Raw genomic sequence first — 24,150 nt, 5'->3', positions numbered from 1 at the left:
TCATGCACTTTTAGAAAGCATCTGGCGTAACCGGTCTTGAGCAACTTCAACCAACAGATCTGGTTGGAATTTAGAGATAAAACGATCACAACCTACTTTTTGTACCATGGCTTCATTAAAGCTGCCGCTCAGAGAGGTGTTCAACGTAATAAACAACTTAGACATACGTGGATCTTGGCGCACTTCATGAGTCAGTTTATAACCGTCCATTTCAGGCATTTCAGCATCCGTAATCATCATCAACAGCTCTTTTTCTACGTCTTTCCCTTCATCACACCAGCGCCTTAAAACTGTTAGCGCTTCTAGTCCGTCACGACACTCGATGATATTCATACCCAATTGAGAAAGCGTATCGCGAACTTGATTACGAGCTGTAGATGAATCATCCACAATCAGAACATTACGCCCGACCATTGCTTGAGCAAGTTCTTGATCCAGAATGTCCGCTGAAATCGTGACATCGTAATGCACGATCTCTGCTAAAACTTTTTCTACGTCAATTATTTCGACAATTTGAGAGGCATCCCCCTCTTTGATTTGCGTGATCGCCGTGAGGTAATTCGAGCGACCAGACGTGGAAGGAGGCGGCTGAATTTCAGTCCATGCCGTATTAATAATGTTTTTAACCGGACCGACTAAGAAGCCCTGCACCGTACGGTTGTACTCTGTCACGATCAAATTTTCTTCTTCCGCTTCACCACGCAAAGCAGGGAAACCTATTGCGCCACGCAAATCAATCACTGGCACCGCTTCACCTCGTAAAGAAGCGACCCCACGAATGTTGTAGTGTGAGCCAGGAAGCTTGGTTAACGGTGGCAGCTTGATGACCTCTTTCACTTTGAACACATTAATCGCAAACAATTGGCGACTATTTAAAGTGAACAGCAGAAGCTCTAGTCGGTTTTCACCAACCAAGTTCGTACGCTGGTCAACCGTATTTAACACTCCGGACATACTACTACCTAAATTATGGATAATTCTTATTTTTACTCGAAATCAATACAGACACATCAAGGTTCTAAACCCAAATAACCTTAAGATATTTGTTTTTCGAGCATGGCTTGAAAGTACAACGGTTTCAGCGTATTACTTCCCTTCTATTTGCATCAGACACAAAGTCACTCTACACATTGAAAGCCATTTGGGTTTATTTACTTGAGCTTTTTAGGAAATTACATGAATGGCGCAGATATAGCAATGCAGCACAACTCAAATTCACCTTCTAGTAATAGGCGATCAAAAAGGGTGAGCTGTTAAGCCTCACCCTAAATCATCTAAAAATGTATAGGCTCAACACCTAAGCACTTCATCATCTTTGAAGCAATTAGCCTTCCACAACCTTCATCAATAACTGACCATCGTACAACGCTTGCTTGATCAACGCGGCACCAGGCATTGTTGCTTGCTTATAGAAACGAGATTCCACCAGCTCAAGATCTTGGTGATAAACCGGTAAACTCTGCTCTTCGATACAGCGACGCACCGCAGGATAAAGTACATCTTTTGCTTGGTTAATCACACCACCGATCAAGATCTTCTCAGGGTTAAATAAGTTGATCACAATAGCAATTGCGGAACCTAAGTAGCGTCCAAGCTTTTCAATCACATCAACTGCCAACGGATCACCGTTCGCTGCCGCTTCACAAATGCTCTCAATACTCATTTCTTCTTGTTCAGCAAGAATAGAGTCTTCGCCATCAGCAATTCGTCTTACGACTTCTTCACGAATGGCTTGAGAACTGGCAACGGTTTCCAAACAACCAATGTTGCCACAATGACAACGTTTTCCATTTGGATCGATTTGAATATGCCCAAGCTCACCAATGTTGCCGTGACGACCTTGCAAAACGCGCCCATCCAGAATGATGCCGGCACCTAAACCATGGTGAATAGAGATAAGAACGGAGTTGTCATTGTCTTGAGAATGGCCGAAAAGCTTTTCTGCTAATGCCCAAGCTCGCGTGTCATTGGCAATGAAAACTGGCAAGCCCGTTGCTTTGTATATCTCTGGTCCAAGAGCAAGATTTTCGACATTGTAATGAGGCATTTGCAGCACGACACCTTGCTCTGAATTCACAAGGCCAGGCAGCGTAATTGCAATACTGGTAACACGGTCAAGTTGATCCGCGTAAGTTTGGAAGAATTCATCAATTTCGTAGAGCAGACGCTCAAGCACATCGTCTTGGTCACGTTCGTGTATCTCGATTTTAGTATCGATCAACACATCGCCACCTAGCTCATGCAGAGCAATAGTTAAATAACCTCGCCCCAAACGCATTGACAGAAATTGCCACCCTTCGTTGTTGACCTGCAAACCGACGGCAGGTCGACCACGACTCGTCGCTTCTTGTACTGTGGTTTCATGAATCAAGTGCGCTTCAATTAATTCTCGAGTGATTTTGGTGATACTGGCAGGAGCAAGCTCACTCTGCTTGGACAAATCAATTCGAGAAATAGGACCTTTTAGGTCAATTAGTTTATATACACGACCAGCATTGACCTGTTTGATATGATCAATATGGCCCGGTTGAGCCATGTACATCTTGCACTCCGAAATTCTATAACGAGACAATTTTTTTACTTTGCGAACTAATTGTGAAGTGAATTAATAAATCCCCGTGACAAGCATCACGTATAAACCTGTTTGTTTGTGTATTCAATCAAATAACGAAGAATCTACTCCTGTTAAATTGTTTGAAAAATAACTTATTTTTATTCACTAAATTATGAAGTAACTCCTGTTACACCAGCGCATTCTCATCAATAGGGGCTGAAGCCTATGGATTATCTGTCTGTTTTACCGGGATTACTCTTAATGTAAACATTCTGTGCATATACTTATACTCAAGCAGCTTTAAGGTGTGGGCTCAGCAACGAGGCAGACCTTGAGAGCGATTGAGGAAAGTAAGGATAGAGTTCAAGTTACCTTTACACATACATTCATCGGAGAATCTATGACTTCCAAACTAAGACGAACAAAAATTGTCACCACGCTTGGTCCTTCAACGGATAAGGACAATGTACTTGAGGAGATCATCAAAGCCGGTGCAAACGTTGTCCGTATGAATTTCTCACATGGAACCAGTGAAGACCACATTCAACGCGCCAAAAAAGTCCGTACCATTGCGGCAAAGCTTGGGCGTCAAGTTGCTATCCTCGGCGACTTGCAAGGCCCTAAAATCCGCGTATCGACCTTTAAAGACGGCCAAGTCATGTTGAATGTGGGCGACAAATTCACATTAGACAGTGATTTACCAAAAGGTGAAGGCAACCAAGAGTCCGTAGGGCTAGATTATAAAGAACTGCCGCAAGATGTGTCACCAAACGACATTCTGTTACTCGATGATGGACGCGTTCAACTGCAAGTCACCAGCGTCGAAGGCAATAAAGTTCATACCCGTGTGATTGTTGGTGGTCCACTATCTAATAATAAAGGGATCAACAAAAAAGGCGGCGGATTGTCAGCCGATGCGCTCACAGAGAAAGATAAAGCCGACATTCTTACCGCCGCAGAAATTCAAGTGGACTACCTTGCTATTTCGTTCCCACGTAACGGCGAAGACATGCATTACGCTCGACGCCTAGCCAGAGATGCAGGCCTCGAAGCCATGTTGGTGGCTAAAGTCGAACGAGCAGAAACCGTCGCGACAAATGAGTCTATTGACGATATTATTCTCGCATCCGATGTGGTGATGGTTGCGCGTGGCGATCTGGGTGTAGAAATCGGCGATCCTGAACTTATTGGCGTCCAGAAAAAACTGATTCGCCGCGCACGCAGTTTAAACCGCATCGTAATTACTGCGACACAAATGATGGAGTCCATGATTACTAGCCCGATGCCGACGCGTGCTGAAGTGATGGACGTGGCCAATGCGGTTCTAGACGGCACTGACGCGGTGATGCTGTCTGGAGAGACCGCAGCAGGTAAATACCCTGTAGAAACGGTCAAATCCATGGCCGAGGTATGTGTGGGCGCAGAAAAGATGTCTGAGGCAAGCCTATCCACTTATCGTTTAGATCGCACCTTCGAAACCGCTGAAGAAACCATCGCAATGGCAACCATGTACTCTGCGAATCACATGGAAGGAATTAAAGCGATGATCTCGTTAACAGAATCTGGCAGAACAGCGTTGATGATGTCTCGCTTAAGCTCTGGCTTACCAATATTTGCCTTATCACGCAATGAATCCACGCTCAATCGAGCTACACTATACCGAGGCGTGACACCGGTATATTTCGAGTCAAAAAGTGATGCAGGTTTACCGACAGCTCAAGCTGCGATTGCCAGCCTTAAAGAACAAGGGTTCTTGCACAAGGGTGATTTAGTCATGATCACTCAAGGCGATGTAATGGATGTCGTTGGTTCAACCAACTGCATGCGAATTCTGCAAGCATAACCTTTATACCTAACCCTATTAACCACAGAGATTAGGTACGCACACGAATGAGGCTCCGAAAACGGAGCCTCATTTATTTACACTTCACTTTGTATTTAGCTTATGTCGTTAATACAAAAGGTTATGCACTCTCTCTGCCATCAATTTCAATATTCAGTTGGTCATAGAGTTGAACCAGATTAAACCCCGCCTGAAGTCCGAGTTGATAATCATGCTCTAGTGATTCTTGGTCACTTAACAAAGAAGAAGAACGAAGCCCCTCTTTAGGCGCGATTTGTAAAATGAAAGTATCGTCAGGTGGAGCAGATATAAAGGCCTGAGTGAGCTCAAATGTTTGATAGTGAATCATCAGCATGTCGGCTAAACCTGAGTCAAAATTCTCACCGATTAAATGGCTTAGACGATACAAATTATCAGCACCGAACAACCAACGACCTCCATTCAATAGCATTTTTCCGGCAAGCTTCGACTGATGGGCGGCATTAATTTTTTGTTGGAAGAACGAAGCCCAATCCAACTTCCATCGATTCACTTTTTGCTGCCATGATTGCTGCACCGAATTGATAGACTCTCGATACCACTCGACAGGCACATCCCCTACTTCACTTTGCGCTCTCGCTTCAATCTCCGAGAACGGTTCTGTTCGGATGACAATAATGTTGCGAGCATTCTGACGCCACGCTTCTTGAACAGGGATAGAAGCCGACACACCACCATCAACAAACTTATTGCCATTAACGTCGACAGGTCCGTGGTACAACTTAGGAATCGCGCATGTTGCTAACATGGTGTTAAACCACGTGTCACCCAAGATTGGTAAATATTGATCCGATAGCGTCTCTACATTTGTTACCGCTGCAAACGCACCTCGTCCTCCTAGTGCACTGCGGCCTAAATCAAGATCAAGCTTGTAAGGGAAATCTTGAATCCGCTCTAACGCCCACTCTAAACCCAAGTACTGCTGCTTTCGAATATAACGAAACAGATTAAAAAACTCAGGAGACGTTGTCAGTTCGGTAATAAAAGCTTTGCCCATACCGTGTTGACGACATAAGTAGGAGCATAAATTGAGTGCCCCAGCAGAGGTACCGTAGAATTCATCGAAAGGATCAAAGTTGGAAAGTAAAAATGCGTCTAATACGCCAGCGGTAAAAATCCCTCTCTGCCCTCCACCTTGCGTGACTAAAGCAGTTTTTCCGTGCCTGAAATGCTCATAAACTTTGACATCAAGCTCAGTGTGGCTTTCTGTGATTATACCGCTGTTACGTATCATAGGCTCACGCCATTTTGTTAAAACACTTGGTAAAAGTAGTTATCTTAAGCCGTTGTAATCGCAATGATGCCAAACGACAAAAGTACTGCAAAAACAGTCACCACGATGATTAATGCGGATTTTAGATCGTGTTCCATAAACACCTCCTTAATATGTAACAAATTAATAACACCAGTGTGAAATATGTTCAAGATTTGCTTAATTTAGTCGCGCAATTTTGACTAACCCATCACAATTAGCTTAGTCATAATAAGGAGATAGGACATGAACCAAAAACTCAGCTGGCTGGTAGGAAGCATACTGCTCAGCACCGCGGTAAGTGCACAAGCCAATATTATCGTTACTCCATTCATAGGCTATACAGGTGGCGGTCAAGTAGAAGACGAAGGTGGCAATACATACGACCTCGATCCCGCAGTGAACTACGCACTTTCAATCGAGACGCCTTTTGAGAAAGGAAGAATTGGATTATTTTACTCCAACCAATCAACAGAACTTGAAAAGTTATCAAATTCGGCAGATATCCATTACCTGCAATTTCAAAGCAGCATGTACTACCCTGTTGCAGAAAACTGGCAAACCTATATTGGTGTTGGCTTGGGAGCCTCTTACACCGATGTTGATTGGGTAGACAAAAAATACGGATTTTCGGCGAGCGCTTTTGCAGGGCTGGAATATGAGTTTTCAAAGAACTTTGCGTTGACAGCCCAATTAAGATGGTTGGGAACGGTCGTTGATAACGATACCTCTGGAGCCTGCACCCTACCTAATGACGGCTCAAACTGCATCATTAAGTTCGATACCGATTGGATGAACCAATTCCAATCAAATATTGGTTTTAGTTTCCGTTTCTAATTTTTTGTACACTTCACTTCGTAGGGCTCGCCACAAATAGTGCTGGGCGAGTCCTACACAAAGCAGATAGAGAATATCATCTAAACATCATCGCTTAGAAAAGTAACGAAGCATTCTCTAGCGGGGTGCGCAAAAGATAGCCGTACGCCCTAGTTCATCAAAATAGTTTTAAACACCAAGTCGATTATTGGATTCTAGTCATTTGTTCCATACAACCAACCAATCCCCCACACAAAACCATAATCAAACTCAAATTTAACAAGATTAAAACCAGACAACGCACCTGAGTTAACATTTAGATTCTATTGCGCTAAGTATTATTAGAAGTTAGTCTGATTAGTGAAAACAGATAAATATTTCAGTTTTATCAAACACACATCAAAACTTTAAGATTAATAATCTACTTTCTCTCACAGTAACCAGAATATAGCTCTAGAAAATTATAATAAGCTAGAATTAAGGATAGAAAAGCTGATGGATAACAGCGGTCCTTTCTTCCAACGGTTTGCGCAAATATTACTGTGTTACGGAGAGAGCTTCATTCCTCAGGGAGTCGTATAGGAGTCAAATATGAAGCGAGAACAATGGGGATCCCGAGCGGGATTCATCTTAGCAGCAGTCGGGTCTGCTATCGGTTTGGGAAACATTTGGCGTTTTCCATACATGGCCTATGAAAACGGTGGCGGCGCATTTTTTATTCCTTACATTTTCGCCATGATCACGGCCGGTATTCCATTTATGATCCTTGAGTTCAGTATGGGACAAAAGTACCGAGGCTCAGCACCAAAAACGCTAGCGAAAATTCATTCTAAATTTGAATGGCTTGGCTGGTTCCAAGTTGGTGTTGCAGCAGTTATCGCCGTTTACTATGTTGCAGTTATCGGTTGGTCAATTTCTTACTTTGGGTTGTCGTTCACTCAAGGTTGGGGAACCGATACAAACGCATTTTTCTTTAGTGAGTACCTAAAGTTAGGTGATAACTCACCAACAGACTTAGGTAGTATTCAATGGAAGATTGCCTTATCTATGGTGATTGCTTGGGCTATTACTTACACCGCCATTGCCAAAGGCGTGAAATCAGGGATTGAGCGCGCATCTAAAATCATGATGCCAATACTATTTTTGATGGTGATTTTTTTAATCGGACGTATGGTTTTCTTGCCAGGAGCTTTGGATGGCGTTAACTACATGTTTGAACCCGATTTCAGCAAAATTTGGGATGTGAAAGTATGGGCAGCTGCGTACGGTCAGATCTTCTTTACCCTAAGCATCGGCTTCGCGATCATGCTGGCTTACTCTAGTTATCTGCCAGAAAAGTCAGACATCACGAATAACGCGTTTATGACCGTGTTGATCAACTGTGGCTTCTCCATCCTAGCTGGTATTATGATCTTCTCTGTCTTGGGTTACATGGCTCAAGAACAAGGTAAACCGCTAACAGAAGTGGTATCTGCAGGCGTTGGCCTTGCTTTTGTTACTTTACCTGCGGCAATTAACTTATTACCCGCACCATATATTCTTGGTCCTCTGTTCTTCTTTGCACTGGTGGTTGCTGGTCTAAGTTCGCACATTTCTATCATGGAAGCCGTAACATCCGCCATCATAGATAAGCTAAAGTGGAGCCGAAAAAAAGCTGCAAACGTTGTAATCGGAACTGGTTTTGTGGTTTCTATGGCGTTCGCAACAAATGGCGGTCTATTGCTGCTAGACCTAGTAGACCACTTCGCAAACAACGTTGGCATTATGGTAGGCGGCTTGGTTGAGATTGTATTGATGGCGTGGCTATTGAAACGCGTGCCTGAAGTACGTAATTACGTAAATGAGCGCTCTGATTTCTCTATTGGTCAATGGTTTGAGATCTGTTTACGCTTCGTAACACCGATTATGCTCGCCATTATCTTAGCGACTAAGCTTTATGCTTTATTTACTGAAGGCTACGGTGGTTATGATCTAACTGTAGGCTGGGCACTTATCGCCGCACTATTTATCTTTGGTCTAGTGATTAACGCAGTGAATCGCAAGGAGACAGCGAAATGACAATCAGCGCAATTATTATGATGGTTATTGGTTTAGGTATCACTTGGGGCGGCGCGGCCGTTTGTATCAAGCGAGCCATGGATAAACAATAGCAGTATTGCATTCCAAACAAAAAAACGCCGGTATTTACCGGCGTTTTTTTATGTTTCTTTTATTCTAGAAACTGTATTTGATGCCAACGGCACCACCAAGTTGTAAGTCAGCACCTTTGTAAAGATCTAGCTCTGGGTGTATTTGACCATAAAGATCCCAGCCGCGTGATAAATCCCAGTTCAAACCGAGAGGTACACGCACGCCAAACTCATCATCCCATTCATACCAACCACCAACGCCAACATACCAGGTCACAGGCATGTTTTGATCGAATGTTCCACGTTTAGCGATGTAATCAAACGCCATACCATCGTTACCGATAATGCCGCGATACTTATTATCTAACTCAACAACAACACTCAACTGTTGATCGACAGCCATACCAACAGACAAGTTCGTTGGCTCATTTGCCGCCATTGCGGTACTAGAAACTAGTCCTGCTAATAAAATTAATTTGCTCTTCATACACGTTATCAATTATTAAAAAAAACATCATGCGCTATTCAAACATAGTGGTGTTTCAATATGTCAACGATGAGTAAGCGCGATGTATGAAAAGACTGGCAAAAGTAAAGATGAGTTTAGGATCACACTCAGAAAGCACTTTTAGCAATGAGAGAGGAACTAAAAAAGGAGGCCGAAGCCTCCTTTTATTCATTGTTATGAATGACGGTGATTAGCCGTGGTTACGGATCCACTCATCCATTTCAGTTTTTAGGTTGTCAGACTTAGTACCGAAGATAGCCTGTACACCACCTGCAACAACTACAACACCAGCAGCGCCAAGTTGTTTCAGTTTGTCTTGGTCAACAGCTGCTGTATCTGCAACCGCGACACGTAGGCGAGTGATACATGCGTCTAGACCAGTAATGTTAGCTTTACCACCGAACGCTGCAACCAGTTCACCACCCATGTCAGAGCCAGAAGTTGCTGCCGCACTTTCTGTTTCATCTTCACGACCAGGAGTTTTTAGGTCAAGTGCTGTGATTACGCCACGGAACACTACGTAGTAAATCACTGCGTATACTAGACCAACAGCAATCATTAGACCCATCTTCTGAGCGTTACCAGATAGAACTAGGAAGTCGATCAGACCGTGAGAGAAAGAAGTACCGTGTACAAAGCCCAGAGTGTTAGAAACAATGTATGCAGAACCAGCTAGTAGAGCGTGGATACCGTATAGTAGTGGAGCAACGAATAGGAATGAGAATTCGATAGGCTCAGTAATACCAGTTAGGAATGAAGTCAGTGCAGCTGACGCCATGATACCCATTACTTTTGCGCGGTTTTCTGGTTTAGCACAGTGAGCAATTGCGATTGCTGCAGCTGGTAGACCAAACATCTTGAACATGTAACCACCCGCTAGCTGACCGAAGCCATTACCAGCAGCACGAGATGCTTCATCAGCAACTAGGTAACAAGTTAGTACGCCGTTTTGAGCTTCACCAGCAGCGTTAACACAAGAACCAGCTTCGAAGAAGAACGGTACGTTCCATACGTGGTGTAGGCCGAATGGGATTAGAGAACGCTCTACAACACCGTAGATACCGAATGCTAGTTGTGGGTTTTGGTGCGCAGCCCAATCAGAGAATGCAGAGATTGCACCGCCAATTGGTGGCCAAATTACAGAAAGGATAACACCAAGGATGATCGCTGCAAAACCAGTGATGATAGGCACTGCACGCTTACCAGCGAAGAAGCCAAGATACTCTGGAAGTTGAATTTTGAAGAAACGGTTGAATGCCCAAGCAGCCACACCACCGACAAGGATACCACCTAGTACACCTGTATCGATTTTCTCAACACCCATAACACCCGCCATTACACCTAGCGTTGCCGTCATGATGCCGTAACCAACGATTGCTGCAAGACCAGCAACACCGTCGTTATTAGTGAAGCCTAGAGCTACACCTACTGCAAATAGAAGTGCCATTTGGCCGAATACTGAACCACCAGCTTGTTCCATAAGATTAGAAACGATCTCTGGAATAAAGCTTAGATGGGCAGCACCCACACCTAATAAAATACCTGCAACTGGTAAAACTGATACTGGAAGCATCAGCGCCTTACCAACTTTTTGCAGGTTAGCAAAAAGGTTCTTAAACATGTTTATGCTCCTGATAAATTTATAAGTATTATTTGGGCACTAACGGCACACCCCCGTAGCCTAAAGGTTAGCACCCAATGAAAATGTAACCACAACTGCATTATATTTTCCGGCTCTAAATATATATTGATGACCCTCAAACTTTCCACACAGTTACGAAATTTAGTTTCAAAACAAGTCTTGGATCACACCCAAAAACAGCTGATGAAAAGGTTTGCATTGCAGTTATATTACTGTTTTATAAAGAGTTTATTATTTATATAATTAATTTTAAGGCGTAAATAAAATACGCTCCAATGTTATTTTTAGTAACAAAATTACATTTGTGATTTTTGAATGTTATTAAATCAACATTTTTAGTAAACATTAAACTCATGAGTATATCTGTTGTTTTTATCAACAAAAAAGGAGCATGCGCTCCTTTTTTATGCTCTTATTGATTTTTCATCGCAAAAAAAGATTTCGGAAATTTTCGGTGGTTTTTTGTGCCACTTCAGAAAGAGAGCACGATTTGAGTTGCGCAATATAAGAAGCCACCTCGACAACATAAGCAGGTTGATTCTCTTTACCTCGGTGAGGGACTGGAGCCAAGTAAGGAGAATCTGTCTCAATGAGAAGCTTCTCTAGAGGTAGAGTCTTCACCACTTCTTTCAACTCTGTAGCTTGACGGAAAGTGACAATCCCCGAGATAGAAATATAAAACCCCAGCTCAAGTGCAGCTTCAGCAAATGGAAGATCTTCTGTAAAACAGTGGATAACACCACCACATTTCTCCGCCCCACCCTTACGCAAAATATCTAGAGTATCCGCACGTGCGTTTCTAGTATGGATAATTAAAGGTTTGTTAAGCTCCACCGCAAGATCAACGTGTTGCTCAAAACGCTCTTTCTGTAACGCTGCCGTTTCTGGCTTATAATGATAATCCAAGCCTGTTTCACCAATGGCAACGACTTTTTCATTCGATGCGTGGTGACGTAGCACGTCCATCGAAAAGTCGCTTTCAACATCAAGTGGGTGTACACCGCACGAAGCATAAACATTCTCATAAGGCTCAATCATTTCCATCATTTTAGGGAAAGAATCCAGCGTAACTCCCACAGAAAGCAGCTCGGTTACCTTTGCTTGTTTAGCTTTGTTAATAACGTCTTCCACATTGATGTGGAGATCGTCGTAATTCAATTTGTCTAAATGACAATGAGAATCTACGAACATAATACCTCTCGTGATTCAATTAACCAGTTCATTGATAGTAGCTCAAGGTTTAGACCAGGAAAGGCTTGCACCTGAGCTTTGAGGTCCATCAGCGCCTTCGCTGATGAGTACAAACCGTTGTAGTTGTTCGGCTGAAACTTTATAGCGCCAGGAAGCATTTGTGCTTCTGATACACCAAACTGCGCTTTCTGAGCGTCTGTCAGTAAATACCACGCCCAGTCTAGTGATTGCTCCGAGTGTTTAGCCATTAAAGAAGCACACTCAGAAATGTCTGAGGCAGGAGAAGACATCGCCTTAATAAAAGTGCGCTCAAAAGCCAAGTAAGCATCGAGATCGCCATTATTTAACGCATCCAATGTTTTTATCGGAGAGCCCATATTCAGTTTTAAGGCGTAAGCAGGAACTTGCTGCGCCCCTTGTTCGCGCATCCATTGCATCGCTTGTTCCGTTGACGGCGGCGCAACAACCCAGTGTTGGCAACGGCTACGAATCGTTGGAAGCAGGCGCTCCTGATTGTGGGTAACGAGCAAAAACAAGCACTTTGCCCCAGGCTCTTCTAGCGTTTTTAACAATGCATTCGATGCCGATTCATTCATAGAGTCCGCTGGCTCTATAGCAAATAGGCGATAACCATTAAGCTGTGATGATTCCTGAGCAAGACGGTTGCAAGCTCGAACTTGGTCCACCGTTATCGCTTTTCCTTCTTTTTCTGGTTTGATCCAGTGTAAATCTGGGTGGTTGTGTGATTGATTTAATTGACAGCTATGACAAAAACCGCACGCTTCACTGGCGTAATTTTGGCAAAGAAGTGCTTGGCTAAAAAACTCGATAAGTTTTTCGATGCCTAAGCCTTGCTCGCTTTGCAATAAAAGCGCACCTGGTACTCTGTCCGACTCTAGCCCTACTTTGAGGTTATCCCATACTGGCTGCAACCACGGATAATCATTTAACATGAGTCACCTAAATTTAAGTTTCACTTATTATTGACGAGCTAACCACTCGTTAAGAGCGTCCCGAATATCACGCGACACGTCTTCGATCGCCTGCTCAGCGTTAATGATAATGATAGAAGGATCAGCATGAGCAATCTCCAAATAACGCTCTCGTGTACGTTCAAAGAAGCTGATATCCATCTTCTCGATACGATCGAGCTCACCACGCCCACGCGCACGCTCAAGCCCAACGCGAGGGTCGATATCCATATAGAGAGTGAAAGCAGGTTTAAAATCACCAAGCGTTGTGTCTCGAAGGTTTTTCATTAGCGACGCGTCAATCTGACGGCCACCACCTTGATAAGCCTGCGACGACATATCGTGGCGGTCACCCACCACCCACTGACCGTTCGCCAAAGCTGGTTTGATCACGTTCTCAACCAACTGGACACGTGCAGCATATAGAAGAAGCAACTCCGTCATGTCTTTAAGTTCTTCGCCTTCATGCTCTTCTTTCACCAGAGCGCGCATCTTTTCTGCTAGCGGCGTGCCTCCTGGCTCACGAGTATTTACGATATTTTCAATACCTGCCGCTTTTAGCGTATCTAAAACGGTTTTAATCGCAGTGCTTTTACCCGCGCCTTCTAGGCCTTCAACGACAATAAAGTTTGCTTTCATCATTTGTTCTTTCTTAGTTCTCTTAAATAGGCTCGAACAGCACGATTGTGCTCTGCAAGGGATTTCGAAAATACGTGTCCGCCCTTTCCACTTGCTACGAAATATAAATAGTTGCTGCTTTCTGGATTCAAAGCCGCTTCAATAGAGGCTTCACCTGCCATCGCGATTGGGGTTGGAGGTAAGCCATTGATGGTATAGGTGTTATATGGTGTCGGCGTGCGCAAATCTTTCTTACGAATATTTCCGTCGTAAGCATCACCCATACCATAAATAACCGTCGGATCCGTTTGTAAACGCATGCGTTTGTTCAATCGGTTGATAAACACAGAAGCGACGCGCTCACGCTCAGAGTCAATGGCCGTCTCTTTCTCGATGATAGACGCCAGAATCAAGGCTTCATATTTGTCTTGCAATGGCAGCTTTTCTTGACGAGCTTCCCAGTTAGCATCCAGAATCTTATTGAGTTTTCGATGCGCTCGTTTTAATAACTGGCTTTCACTTGCACCCGCCGTGTAATGGTAGGTTTCTGCTAAAAACAGTCCTTCCAGCTTTTCTCGCTCAATACCCAACTTTGCTGCCATGTCTTTTTCTGAGAGATCGGTTAAGTCATGCTCTAAATAAGGAGCACTTTTCAATTGCTCTACCCACTCAGAAAAGCGGCTGCCTTCAACAAAAGTGATCGCAAACTGGTATTCTTTTCCGGCATTCAGGTGCTCCAATGCTTGCGAAAGCGACATACCAGGCTCTAGTTGATAAGTACCCGCTCGCACTTGCAACAGTTCTGGATATAAGTGAGGTATTAAACGGATGTACTCCGACGTTTCAATTACCTCATCTTCAACTAAGGCACGCATGACATGATGAAAGCTTGTACCACTTTCTACAGTAAACAGCTGAGGTTGTTCCAATAGAATAGGCTTTTCAACGTATTGTTTAGCCTGTGAAATTATATAAAAAACAGCTGCTGCGCCTATCACTGCGATCAGCACAACAAAAGCCAACAGTTTTTTAATCACGTAGTTAAATTCCCTTGCAGTCGTTGAGTCAATTTTCCTATCGGAAATATAGTCTTAGAGTTAGATGCCACTATGCTGCGAATTGGTGCGACACCTAATATTGAGTTACACATGAAAGCTTCGTCTGCGCTCAGCAAATCTGGAAGTATAAAACGTCCCTCGATGACTTCAATATGACTTACTTTTAGTAACTCAAGCACCTTACGACGCATTACGCCCGCAACGCCAGATAAGGTCAGTTCCGGTGTAAATACTTTATTACCTTTAACCCAAAAAAGGTTGGCCATTGTAGTTTCAATGACATGGTTTTGCACATTTAACGTTATTGCATCTGCAAACTCGGTATCGTCGATTTCAGCCTTGGCGAGAATCTGCTCTAAACGGTTGTTGTGCTTGTGTCCAGCAAGTAAAGGTTGGATCCCGAGACGAGTCTCACAAACGCCCAAATCCACGCCTTTTTCTTGCCAAGAAGAGTAATGAGAAGGAAACGCAAAATTGGAGATCGTCACGATAGGGCCTTCAATCCCATTAGGACTATACCCTCGCCCACCAATACCACGGCTAACGTGAATTTTCACCCCCGCTTGTGCGTCAGATAAAGCCGCTTTGCTTGCCCAATCATGCACAACTTGCCAGTCAGGGGAAGAGATCTTCAATGCGTCAAGGCAGGACTTCATACGCTCAATGTGTTCTTGCCAGTAAACCAACTCTCCGTTTTGGGTCAGGATGGTGGTAAAACCTCCATCACCGTATTGGAATGAGCGATCACCCAGTTCTACATGCGTTTGTGGAACTCCATTTACCCAAAACATTCGCGTACCTTCAAATTAGCAGACAACAAATAAAACAAAACGGCTCAATGCTAAGCATCGAGCCGTTAGAATACAAGTTTCGCTTATCTAAATAAGGTTAGATAGTGTTACTCAGCGAACTTTTTGAAGATCAAGGAACCGTTTGTACCACCAAAGCCAAACGAGTTACAGATAGCGTATTCCATACCTTCAACTTTGCGCGCAGTGTGCGGCACAAGGTCGATGTCTAGACCTTCTTCTGGATCATCAAGGTTAATCGTTGGTGGAACGATTTGGTCAACCAAAGACATAACCGTGATAATTGCTTCAACAGAGCCTGCTGCACCTAATAGGTGACCAGTCATAGACTTAGTTGATGATACAAGTACTTGCTTCGCTCCTTCTTCACCAAGAGCACGTTTCACGCCCTTGATTTCTGCAACGTCACCAGCAGGAGTAGATGTACCGTGAGCATTCACATAACCTACTTGGGTGCCTGTGATGTTGGCGTCACGCATTGCCGCTTCCATCGCAAGTGCACCACCCGAGCCATCTTCGCTTGGAGAAGTCATGTGGTAAGCATCGCCAGACATACCAAAACCAACCAGTTCTGCGTAAATCTTCGCGCCACGTGCTTTCGCGTGTTCGTACTCTTCAAGCACCATCATGCCAGCACCATCGCCTAGAACAAAGCCATCACGGCCTTTATCCCATGGACGAGACGCTTTTTGAGGTTCTTCATTACGAGTAGATAGCGCTTTAGCTGCACCGAAGCCAGCCATGCCAAGAGGCGTAGACGCTTTTTCTGCGCCACCAGCAACCATCGCATCTGCATCGCCGTACGCAATCATTCGTGCAGCATGACCGATGTTATGTAGGCCAGTAGTACATGCTGTAGAAATCGCGATATTTGGACCACGAAGACCACGCATGATAGATAGGTTACCTGCAACCATATTTACGATGGTCGAAGGAACAAAAAATGGGCTAACTTTGCGAGGGCCTTTTTCTACTAATGCAGTGTGACCTGTTTCGATCAGATCTAGACCGCCAATGCCTGAGCCGATAGCAACACCAACTCGAGCCGCATTTTCTTCGGTAATTTGTAAGCCAGAGTTATCAAGAGCTTGAATACCCGCTGCAATGCCGTACTGGATGAAAAGATCCATCTTACGAGCATCTTTTTTAGACATGTACTCTGTGCAATCGAAATCTTTAACAAGACCTGCAAAACGAGTTGAGAAGTTCGTAGCATCAAAGTGCTCGATATTCACGATACCACTTTGACCTTCTAGCAGGGCTTTCCAAGATGATTCTACTGTGTTGCCTACCGGTGACAACATACCCATGCCAGTGACAACTACACGACGCTTGGACACGATATAATTCTCCGGGAATTGAATATTTCTATGAGAGGATAGAAGAAGTTAGAAAGAACACAGGCGGTCTAGGAGACCGCCTGGGAGAGCTAATTACTGAGCGCTGTTTACGTAGTCGATTGCAGCTTGAACAGTAGTGATCTTCTCAGCTTCTTCGTCAGGAATCTCAGTGTCGAATTCCTCTTCTAGAGCCATAACTAGTTCTACAGTGTCTAGAGAATCAGCACCTAGATCGTCAACGAAAGAAGCTTCGTTTTTAACTTCTGCTTCGTCTACACCTAGCTGTTCAACAATGATTTTCTTTACGCGTTCTTCGATGTTGCTCATTTTTCTTTTCCTTTACAGATTTCGCCTAATGCGATGATTCCGTAGTTTATTCGAACTATTGAAAGTTGCAAGGGGGTCCTTGCTGGTCAAACCACAAAATTAGCGAATTTAACCGAATTTCAATACATTTTTGACTTAAATCATGCACAAATCTTGCGCATAAGCATGACAAGTTCATGACAGTTAACTGCAACTATAGGCTATTTTTCACAATGTAAAATAGCTTATTTTGCACAAACTGTCTCATTAAACCATGTACATGCCACCATTTACATGCAAAGTTTCACCAGTAATGTACGCCGCTTCAGGAGAAGCAAGGAAAACTACTGCTGATGCAATTTCACGTGGGTCACCTAAACGACCAGCTGGTACGTTCGACAACGTTGCCGCACGTTGCTCATCATTTAGTGCCTTTGTCATGTCAGTTTCGATGAAACCAGGGGCAACAGTGTTCACTGTTACACCACGAGACGCAACTTCACGAGCCATTGATTTAGTAAAACCAATCACGCCCGCTTTCGCTGCTGCGTAGTTAGTTTGACCTGCGTTACCCATGGTACCAACAACTGAGCCTACGTTGATGATACGACCCGCACGTTTTTTCATCATGCCGCGTAAAACCGCTTTAGACATGCGGTAGATAGGCGTTAGGTTGGTATCGATGATGTCGTTCCACTCATCATCTTTCATACGCATCAATAGGTTGTCACGAGTAATACCAGCGTTATTCACCAGAATATCGATCACACCAAATTCTTCGTTGATCGTTTTTAGTGTCGCTTCGATAGACTCGACATCAGTCACGTTAAGAGCTAGGCCTTTACCGTTATCACCAAGATACTCGCTGATAGCTGCAGCGCCACTTTCAGAAGTAGCCGTACCGATAACCGTCGCACCGCGCTCTACAAGAAGTTCCGCGATCGCGCGGCCAATACCACGGCTTGCGCCGGTAACTAGCGCGATCTTACCTTCTAGATTCATCATGTTGTGTTTCCTTTTCTTATCGCAAGTTTTATCGCTTGATGGATTACTTCGCCGCGTCTAGCGACGCAACATCATTCACTGCTGCTGCAGTTAGCGTTTTCACGATACGTTTTGTTAGACCTGTTAAAACCTTACCAGGACCAAGCTCAAGAAGCTGTTCTACCCCTTGCTCGTGCATAAGCTCGACTGTTTCAGTCCAGCGAACTGGGCTATGTAGCTGACGAACAAGCGCATCTTTGATTTTTGCAGGATCTGTCTCAGCGACCACATCAACGTTGTTGATAACTGGAAGCTGTGGTGAGTTAAATTCGATAGACTCAAGAGCTACTGCAAGTTTTTCCGCTGCTGGCTTCATAAGCGCACAGTGTGATGGAACTGAAACAGGAAGAGGAAGCGCACGTTTCGCACCAGCTTCTTTACATAGTGCTCCCGCACGCTCTACTGCATCTTTGCTACCCGCGATAACTACCTGACCAGGCGAGTTAAAGTTTACTGGAGAGACCACTTCACCTTGCGCTGCGTCTTCACACGCTTTTGCAATCGCATCATCAGCCAAACCGATAATCGCGTACATAGCGCCAGTACCTGCTGGTACCGCCTCTTGCATTAGCTTACCGCGTAATTCAACCAGCTTGATTGCTTCTTTAAAGTCAATCACACCCGCACATACAAGTGCTGAATACTCACCTAGGCTGTGACCGGCTAGGTTTGCTGGTTGCTCTAAACCAAGCTCCTGCCATACACGCCAGATTGCAACAGATGAAGCTAGCAAAGCTGGTTGAGTGCGGAAAGTCTCGTTTAAATCTTCTGCAGGTCCATTTTGAACAAGCGCCCATAGATCGTAACCTAGTGCGTCAGATGCTTCTGCAAATGTTTGTTTTACTACGTCATATTGTTCGCCAAGTTCTGCAAGCATACCTACAGCTTGAGAACCTTGACCTGGAAATACGATAGCAAACTTGCTCATGTTGTTTTCCTTTAAGCAAAGTAAAAAGAAATAAGATGCACCAAGTGCACCTTAAATTTTGAATTCTCGTGAAACTTAAAACTTCACCAGAGCAGAGCCCCAAGTGAAACCGCCACCAAACGCCTCTAGCAATAAAGTCTGCCCGCGTTTAATGCGACCATCGCGCACAGCTTCATCCAGCGCAGACGGTACTGTCGCCGCAGAAGTATTCCCGTGTCGGTCTAGTGTCACCACGACTTGGTCCAAAGACATTGAAAGCTTTTTCGCTGTTGCCGAAATAATTCGATAGTTCGCTTGATGCGGTACTAGCCAGTCTAGTTCAGACTTATGCATGTTGTTGGCTTCAAGCGTATCTTTTACTAGTTTCGATAACTGAGTGACAGCGACTTTGAATACTTCGTTACCTGCCATATGAAGCCATTTGTCAGCATCTTGACCACGCTCAGGTACAGGTAGGCTTAGTAGCTCACCGAATTGACCATCCGAGTATATGTGGGTAGAAATAATACCTGGCTCTTGGCTAGCGCCAACGACAACGGCTCCAGCACCATCACCAAATAGGATAATGGTTGAACGGTCTGTCGGATCACACGTTTTAGACAAAGCATCTGAACCAATAACAAGTACGTTTTTACACATACCCGATTTAATATGTTGGTCTGCAACAGATAATGCGTACACAAAACCAGAACAAGCAGCGGCTAAGTCAAAAGCTGGACAACCTTTAATGCCAAGCTTTGCCTGCACCTGACACGCAGATGAAGGGAAAGTATGGCTACTGCTCGTTGTGGCTACGATAATCAGGTCGATATCGTTTTTATCAATACCCGCCATATCGATAGCGTTTTCAGCTGCGTAGAATGCCATGTCCGCTACAGTCTCATTTTCTGCAGCAATTCGACGCTCTTTAATACCCGTGCGAGCAACGATCCACTCATCACTTGTATCTACCATTTTCTCTAGATCTGCGTTTGTACGCACCTGAGATGGCAGGTAGCTGCCAGTACCTAAAATTTTGCTATACATGAAGACTAATAATGCCTCTCGAGTAAAACCGCTTCCAAACGATCGCTAATACGGCTTGGTACTTGTCGTTTGACCTCGTGTACTGCCTCGCCAAGTGCATTGACAATCGCAGATACATCCGCACTTCCATGGCTTTTTATGACAATGCCGCGCAATCCTAGCAAACTTGCGCCGTTATACTGGTCGGGGTTCAGTGTTTTTAGTTCATTAAATAGCCGAGAAAACAACTTTCTAGCAATCCAACCCTTTATCGTTGACGCCATCATACTGGTTTTAATTTTTTCGATAAAAAGTTGAGCTGTTCCCTCACTGGCTTTTAAGCATACGTTGCCGACAAACCCATCACATACAATGACGTCTGCAACATCATGCAAAATTTGATTACCTTCAATATAACCAACAAAGTTAATCGCGTCGGTCTGAGAAAGCATTTCTGCGCAACGTTTGACTAAATCGTTACCTTTAATCTCTTCTGCGCCAATATTGAGTACAGCAACGCGAGGAGGACAACCTAAGTGTTCTTCTGCTAGTGCACTGCCCATTACAGCAAATTGGAACAAACTATCAGCATCGCACGATACATTCGCACCTAGATCTAGCATCCAAGTACGCTTTCCAGTAATCGTCGGTAAAGCTGAAACTAAAGCAGGACGTTCAATACCAGGAAGTAACTTAAGAATGAAACGCGATAGTGCCATTAATGCACCGGTGTTGCCACCACTAACACAAGCATCCGCCTTCTGCTCAGAAACCAAATCGATAGCCATACGCATGGAACTATTTTGGCTATTACGTAGTGCCAATGAAGGTTTTTCTGAGTTCGAGATAACTTTCTCACTATGAAGAATAGTCAAGCGGGAACTGGTCGAGGTACCGAGTTGAGATAATTGAGACGTGATCAGAGATTGATCACCTATAAGAATCACTTTTAGCTCTGGGAAATGAGACAGTGCCTGCACGGCGGCAGGCACTGTTACGCGTGGACCGAAATCCCCGCCCATTGCATCAAGTGCAACGGTAATACTTTGCAAAGGTTCAACCTTACTTGTTGATAACCTTTTGACCACGGTAGTAACCTTCAGCAGTTACGTTGTGGCGTAGGTGAGTTTCACCAGAAGTCGCGTCTACAGATAGAGCAGCTGTAGTTAGCGCATCGTGTGAACGACGCATACCGCGCTTAGAACGAGTTTTACGGTTTTTCTGTACGGCCATTGACCCTACTCCTATACTATTGGGTTAAAAACCTGAAGAAGAATCGGTTACCACACCTATTACTTTTTCAGACTTTTCAAAACGTCGAATGGATTCGGTTTTTCTTCCTCAATTTCTTCAGGAATCTCACCAAAAACCATGTTATTTGAATCAACGCTACAATCCGCTTCATCGTGCATCGCAATTTGAGGTAATGCTAAGATGAACTCGTCTTCAACCAGTTGTATAAGGTCTAATTCACCATATTCATTTAGATCTACCAAATCATAAATTTCTGGTGCTTCCTGTTCCGTTTTCTCACCGTAGTAAGGAGTAGAAAGGAATTCAACTTCGCACTCATGTGCGAATACCTCATTACAACGCTGACACTCTAAATCGACTTCGATGTTAGCTTTACCAGAGATAACAACGAGTCGCTGTTCATCCATCCCAAATGACAATGAGACTTCTGCGTCGCGTTTTACGCCTTCAGTTGTTTCCGCTAAGCGCTTGAAAAGACTAGCTTGGATGATTCCATCGTAATCTAATCGTTTCTGTGCAGCTTTCGCTGGGTCAACCGTTCGCGGTATTTTTACCTTTTGCATAGGGCGCGAATATTATCTTCCAAATCAAAATTAGTCAAAGAAAAAGGCAAAAAAGTTGTACTTTTTTACGCTTAACATACAGAGCATTAGCCAGAATCATTTTTGATCGATTATCCTATCGGAAATGCTCCCACGAATTGTAATTCAAAATGAAAAATTACCAACTGGTTTTAGCTTCAACCTCCCCTTTTCGTAAACAACTGCTTGAAAAGCTTTCACTACCGTTCATTTGTTTATCACCTGATTGCGATGAAACACCGTTTGACCAGGAAACGCCTCTTGAACTGGTGCAAAGATTGGCCCAAGAGAAAGCAACATCTTGCCAGACGGATAAAGCAAGTTTAGTTATCGGCAGTGACCAGGTTTGTGTCATTAATGGTGAAATCGTTGGCAAACCTTTAAATAGAGACAACGCAATAAATCAACTTTTGTCTCAAAGTGGAAAAGTCATCACTTTCTATACTGGTCTTGCGGTACATAACACCGTCACAAACCATACAGAAGTCGGCTTTGATTCTTTCGAAGTACACTTTAGAGATTTGACGCTTGAACAAATCGAGCGCTACGTCGACAGGGAAGAACCTTTTTACTGCGCAGGCAGCTTTAAAAGCGAAGGAATGGGAATTTGTTTGTTTAACAAATTAGTGGGGAAAGACCCGAACACACTTGTCGGACTACCATTGATTGATTTGATTGATATGTTGCATGTTCAAGGACTCGATGTCCTTTGATCAAAATATGATATAAGGGAGCCACAGGCTCCCTTCTTGCATCCGCGAGGAAAACATGGTTACGCGTTTCTTAAACCCGCCAACACTTTTTCTAGCTTCGGTTCCATCGGTGCGTTGATTTCCATCCACTCATCATTTGATGGGTGTTGGAACTTGATGTTTGCCGCGTGTAGGAACAAACGATCTAAACCAACTTGACCTGTGTAAGCATCAAAGCGGCGGTCACCGTAGCGATCATCCCAAGCGATTGGGTGGCCCGTATATTGTGTATGAACTCGGATTTGGTGAGTTCGACCAGTAATCGGACTCGCTTGAATCAATGTTGCTTGTTCAAACTTTTCCAAAATCTTAAAACGCGTTTCAGACGGCTTACCGTTAGGGTTAACACGAACAATACTGTTCACTTCGTTTTTAAGCAGTGGCGCGTTCACAACCTTACAACTGCTTTTCCATTGTCCCATGACAAGAGCTAAGTAAAACTTCTTCACTGTCTTTTCACGAAACTGGGCTTGCAAGTGACGAAGTGCAGAACGCTTCTTAGCAACCAGCAAGATACCTGAAGTATCACGGTCAATACGATGCACAAGTTCAAGAAAGCGAGCTTGAGGACGCAGAGCTCTAAGCGCTTCAATCGCGCCAAACTTTAAGCCACTGCCACCATGCACAGCGGTACCAGATGGTTTGTTTAGAATCAACATATGATCATCTTCGAAGATGATCATATCTTCCAACTCTGCGACTTTGTTTAGTTTCGTACTTGGCGCGACATCGTCATCTTTTTTCTCGACAGTCACCGGTGGAATACGAACGAGATCGCCTGCTTTTAACTTGTACTCTGCTTTTATACGCTTTTTATTTACACGTACTTCGCCCTTACGCACGATTCGGTAAATCATGCTTTTAGGGATGTCTTTTAATTGGTTGCGCAAAAAATTATCAATGCGCTGACCCGCCATATCTTCGTCAATGTCGACGAACTGGACTTTTGTTCTTATTTCGCTCATGGGCGGTATTGTAAACTCAATTTCGCGCGACTTCACATTATTCTTGTCGTAAAAGAAACACTTGATAGTACAAACTGGTCTAAATTTCGCCAAGCTTTTGTTTAAATTATTAAAACTCTCAATCGAGTTCTCAATTTGTTTTCTGTCTTGATCAGTTTACACATCTCAATTGCTTATGAAACAGCCAGTTATAAATTAGAAATTTTGAGTTTAGCGGCAAATTTTCTATCGTTTGCGTGAAAGCAGATTGCTGATAGCCACGCGCACTGCTATAGTTCACAGCTGCTAAGGAAGGTTTGGTTACATTTTATTCATTACCAATCATTTATCCTCAAGCAATGTGAGTAGATCGTTGAAGGTCGAGTGCAGCATTGGCGTGAGACACATCGAATTCAACACTCTTGCCACCCTACTCCTCGCATATTCACGTTGAGTACCTACCGCCCAAATAGCGGGTCACAAGTCTACGTTTCCAACAGAAACCACAAGAGGCTTGTGATGACTGAAGTGCCCGAGAGCATCCCCTTCCAGCCGGGAGGCTGCAA

The 24,150-nt window shown here is 44.0% G+C and carries 25 protein-coding genes; 5 read left to right on the top strand and 20 right to left on the bottom strand.

The window, feature by feature from the left end:
* Positions 1-954 carry a chemotaxis protein CheV gene (locus tag OO778_RS05775; protein ID WP_074191572.1) on the bottom strand — a complete coding sequence of 318 codons (954 nt, stop codon included), beginning with the start codon at positions 952-954 and terminating at the stop codon, positions 1-3.
* A 370-nt stretch (positions 955-1,324) separates the two neighbouring features.
* Positions 1,325-2,542, bottom strand: a complete 1,218-nt coding sequence (locus OO778_RS05770; protein WP_005398213.1) for an ROK family protein — start codon at positions 2,540-2,542, stop codon at positions 1,325-1,327.
* 412 nt (positions 2,543-2,954) lie between these two features.
* Here OO778_RS05770 and pyk point away from each other — a divergent pair, with 412 nt between their 5' ends.
* Positions 2,955-4,397, top strand: coding sequence for a pyruvate kinase (gene pyk, locus OO778_RS05765; protein ID WP_074191573.1), 1,443 nt, complete (start codon positions 2,955-2,957; stop codon positions 4,395-4,397).
* Between the two features lie 121 nt (positions 4,398-4,518).
* Here pyk and OO778_RS05760 read toward each other — a convergent pair whose 3' ends face one another.
* Complete coding sequence (locus tag OO778_RS05760) at positions 4,519-5,670, bottom strand: patatin-like phospholipase family protein (RefSeq protein WP_005398215.1); 1,152 nt, start codon at positions 5,668-5,670, stop codon at positions 4,519-4,521.
* A 44-nt stretch (positions 5,671-5,714) separates the two neighbouring features.
* Positions 5,715-5,807: a YnhF family membrane protein gene (locus OO778_RS05755; RefSeq protein ID WP_005372970.1), complete on the bottom strand. Its 93-nt coding sequence runs from the start codon at positions 5,805-5,807 to the stop codon at positions 5,715-5,717.
* Between the two features lie 127 nt (positions 5,808-5,934).
* Between OO778_RS05755 and OO778_RS05750 the strand changes: the two genes are divergently transcribed.
* The 3 genes from OO778_RS05750 to OO778_RS05740 all read left to right on the top strand — a co-directional run bounded on the left by OO778_RS05750 (position 5,935) and on the right by OO778_RS05740 (position 8,654).
* Positions 5,935-6,525 carry an outer membrane beta-barrel protein gene (locus OO778_RS05750; protein ID WP_047010036.1) on the top strand — a complete coding sequence of 197 codons (591 nt, stop codon included), beginning with the start codon at positions 5,935-5,937 and terminating at the stop codon, positions 6,523-6,525.
* A 570-nt stretch (positions 6,526-7,095) separates the two neighbouring features.
* Positions 7,096-8,562 carry a sodium-dependent transporter gene (locus tag OO778_RS05745; protein ID WP_005398219.1) on the top strand — a complete coding sequence of 489 codons (1,467 nt, stop codon included), beginning with the start codon at positions 7,096-7,098 and terminating at the stop codon, positions 8,560-8,562.
* Positions 8,559-8,654, top strand: coding sequence for a MetS family NSS transporter small subunit (locus OO778_RS05740; RefSeq protein ID WP_005372963.1), 96 nt, complete (start codon positions 8,559-8,561; stop codon positions 8,652-8,654). Before OO778_RS05745 ends, OO778_RS05740 begins: the two co-directional genes overlap by 4 nt.
* Before the next feature lie 64 nt (positions 8,655-8,718).
* Here OO778_RS05740 and OO778_RS05735 read toward each other — a convergent pair whose 3' ends face one another.
* From OO778_RS05735 to yceD, 15 genes are all read right to left on the bottom strand, one after another.
* A complete protein-coding gene (locus OO778_RS05735) occupies positions 8,719-9,120 on the bottom strand; it encodes a hypothetical protein (protein ID WP_065646086.1) in 402 nt (133 codons plus the stop codon).
* A 211-nt stretch (positions 9,121-9,331) separates the two neighbouring features.
* The gene (gene ptsG / locus OO778_RS05730; RefSeq protein WP_006743155.1) at positions 9,332-10,762 is read right to left on the bottom strand and encodes a PTS glucose transporter subunit IIBC; all 1,431 of its coding nucleotides are present in this window, start codon (positions 10,760-10,762) and stop codon (positions 9,332-9,334) included.
* A gap of 444 nt (positions 10,763-11,206) precedes the next feature.
* Complete coding sequence (locus OO778_RS05725; RefSeq protein ID WP_005396993.1) at positions 11,207-11,974, bottom strand: YchF/TatD family DNA exonuclease; 768 nt, start codon at positions 11,972-11,974, stop codon at positions 11,207-11,209.
* The gene (locus OO778_RS05720) at positions 11,965-12,927 is read right to left on the bottom strand and encodes a DNA polymerase III subunit delta' (RefSeq protein WP_264910959.1); all 963 of its coding nucleotides are present in this window, start codon (positions 12,925-12,927) and stop codon (positions 11,965-11,967) included. Before OO778_RS05720 ends, OO778_RS05725 begins: the two co-directional genes overlap by 10 nt.
* A 27-nt stretch (positions 12,928-12,954) precedes the next feature.
* On the bottom strand, positions 12,955-13,587 hold the full coding sequence (tmk, locus tag OO778_RS05715) for a dTMP kinase (protein ID WP_031780597.1): 633 nt from the start codon (positions 13,585-13,587) through the stop codon (positions 12,955-12,957).
* Positions 13,584-14,600, bottom strand: a complete 1,017-nt coding sequence (mltG, locus tag OO778_RS05710; RefSeq protein WP_005396987.1) for an endolytic transglycosylase MltG — start codon at positions 14,598-14,600, stop codon at positions 13,584-13,586. The genes tmk and mltG overlap by 4 nt, the downstream gene beginning before the upstream one ends.
* On the bottom strand, positions 14,597-15,412 hold the full coding sequence (pabC, locus tag OO778_RS05705; RefSeq protein ID WP_085343543.1) for an aminodeoxychorismate lyase: 816 nt from the start codon (positions 15,410-15,412) through the stop codon (positions 14,597-14,599). The genes mltG and pabC overlap by 4 nt, the downstream gene beginning before the upstream one ends.
* A gap of 107 nt (positions 15,413-15,519) precedes the next feature.
* Entirely contained in the window at positions 15,520-16,770 is a 1,251-nt protein-coding gene (gene fabF / locus OO778_RS05700) for a beta-ketoacyl-ACP synthase II (protein WP_167426379.1), read from the bottom strand.
* Between the two features lie 93 nt (positions 16,771-16,863).
* Complete coding sequence (gene acpP / locus OO778_RS05695) at positions 16,864-17,097, bottom strand: acyl carrier protein (RefSeq protein ID WP_004406112.1); 234 nt, start codon at positions 17,095-17,097, stop codon at positions 16,864-16,866.
* Positions 17,098-17,343: 246 nt separating this feature from the next.
* Complete coding sequence (gene fabG / locus OO778_RS05690) at positions 17,344-18,078, bottom strand: 3-oxoacyl-ACP reductase FabG (protein WP_031780596.1); 735 nt, start codon at positions 18,076-18,078, stop codon at positions 17,344-17,346.
* Positions 18,079-18,124: 46 nt separating this feature from the next.
* A complete protein-coding gene (gene fabD, locus OO778_RS05685; RefSeq protein WP_012841591.1) occupies positions 18,125-19,048 on the bottom strand; it encodes an ACP S-malonyltransferase in 924 nt (307 codons plus the stop codon).
* A gap of 75 nt (positions 19,049-19,123) precedes the next feature.
* Positions 19,124-20,074: a beta-ketoacyl-ACP synthase III gene (locus OO778_RS05680; protein ID WP_005396980.1), complete on the bottom strand. Its 951-nt coding sequence runs from the start codon at positions 20,072-20,074 to the stop codon at positions 19,124-19,126.
* Positions 20,075-20,079: 5 nt separating this feature from the next.
* Positions 20,080-21,105 carry a phosphate acyltransferase PlsX gene (plsX, locus tag OO778_RS05675; RefSeq protein WP_012841590.1) on the bottom strand — a complete coding sequence of 342 codons (1,026 nt, stop codon included), beginning with the start codon at positions 21,103-21,105 and terminating at the stop codon, positions 20,080-20,082.
* A 10-nt stretch (positions 21,106-21,115) separates the two neighbouring features.
* Positions 21,116-21,286: a 50S ribosomal protein L32 gene (gene rpmF / locus OO778_RS05670; protein ID WP_005396978.1), complete on the bottom strand. Its 171-nt coding sequence runs from the start codon at positions 21,284-21,286 to the stop codon at positions 21,116-21,118.
* A 59-nt stretch (positions 21,287-21,345) separates the two neighbouring features.
* Positions 21,346-21,870, bottom strand: a complete 525-nt coding sequence (gene yceD, locus OO778_RS05665; RefSeq protein WP_005396977.1) for a 23S rRNA accumulation protein YceD — start codon at positions 21,868-21,870, stop codon at positions 21,346-21,348.
* A gap of 149 nt (positions 21,871-22,019) precedes the next feature.
* Between yceD and OO778_RS05660 the strand changes: the two genes are divergently transcribed.
* Complete coding sequence (locus tag OO778_RS05660; RefSeq protein ID WP_005396976.1) at positions 22,020-22,601, top strand: nucleoside triphosphate pyrophosphatase; 582 nt, start codon at positions 22,020-22,022, stop codon at positions 22,599-22,601.
* A gap of 59 nt (positions 22,602-22,660) precedes the next feature.
* Here the strand turns inward: OO778_RS05660 and rluC are convergent, their stop codons facing one another.
* Positions 22,661-23,605: a 23S rRNA pseudouridine(955/2504/2580) synthase RluC gene (rluC, locus tag OO778_RS05655; protein WP_005396975.1), complete on the bottom strand. Its 945-nt coding sequence runs from the start codon at positions 23,603-23,605 to the stop codon at positions 22,661-22,663.
* Positions 23,606-24,150: the final 545 nt, after the last annotated feature.

Origin of the sequence: Vibrio sp. STUT-A16, assembly GCF_026000495.1 — a bacterium.
Lineage (GTDB): Bacteria > Pseudomonadota > Gammaproteobacteria > Enterobacterales > Vibrionaceae > Vibrio > Vibrio diabolicus.
Note: the sequence above shows the minus strand (reverse complement) of the source record. Positions and strands in the feature narration are given on the sequence as shown.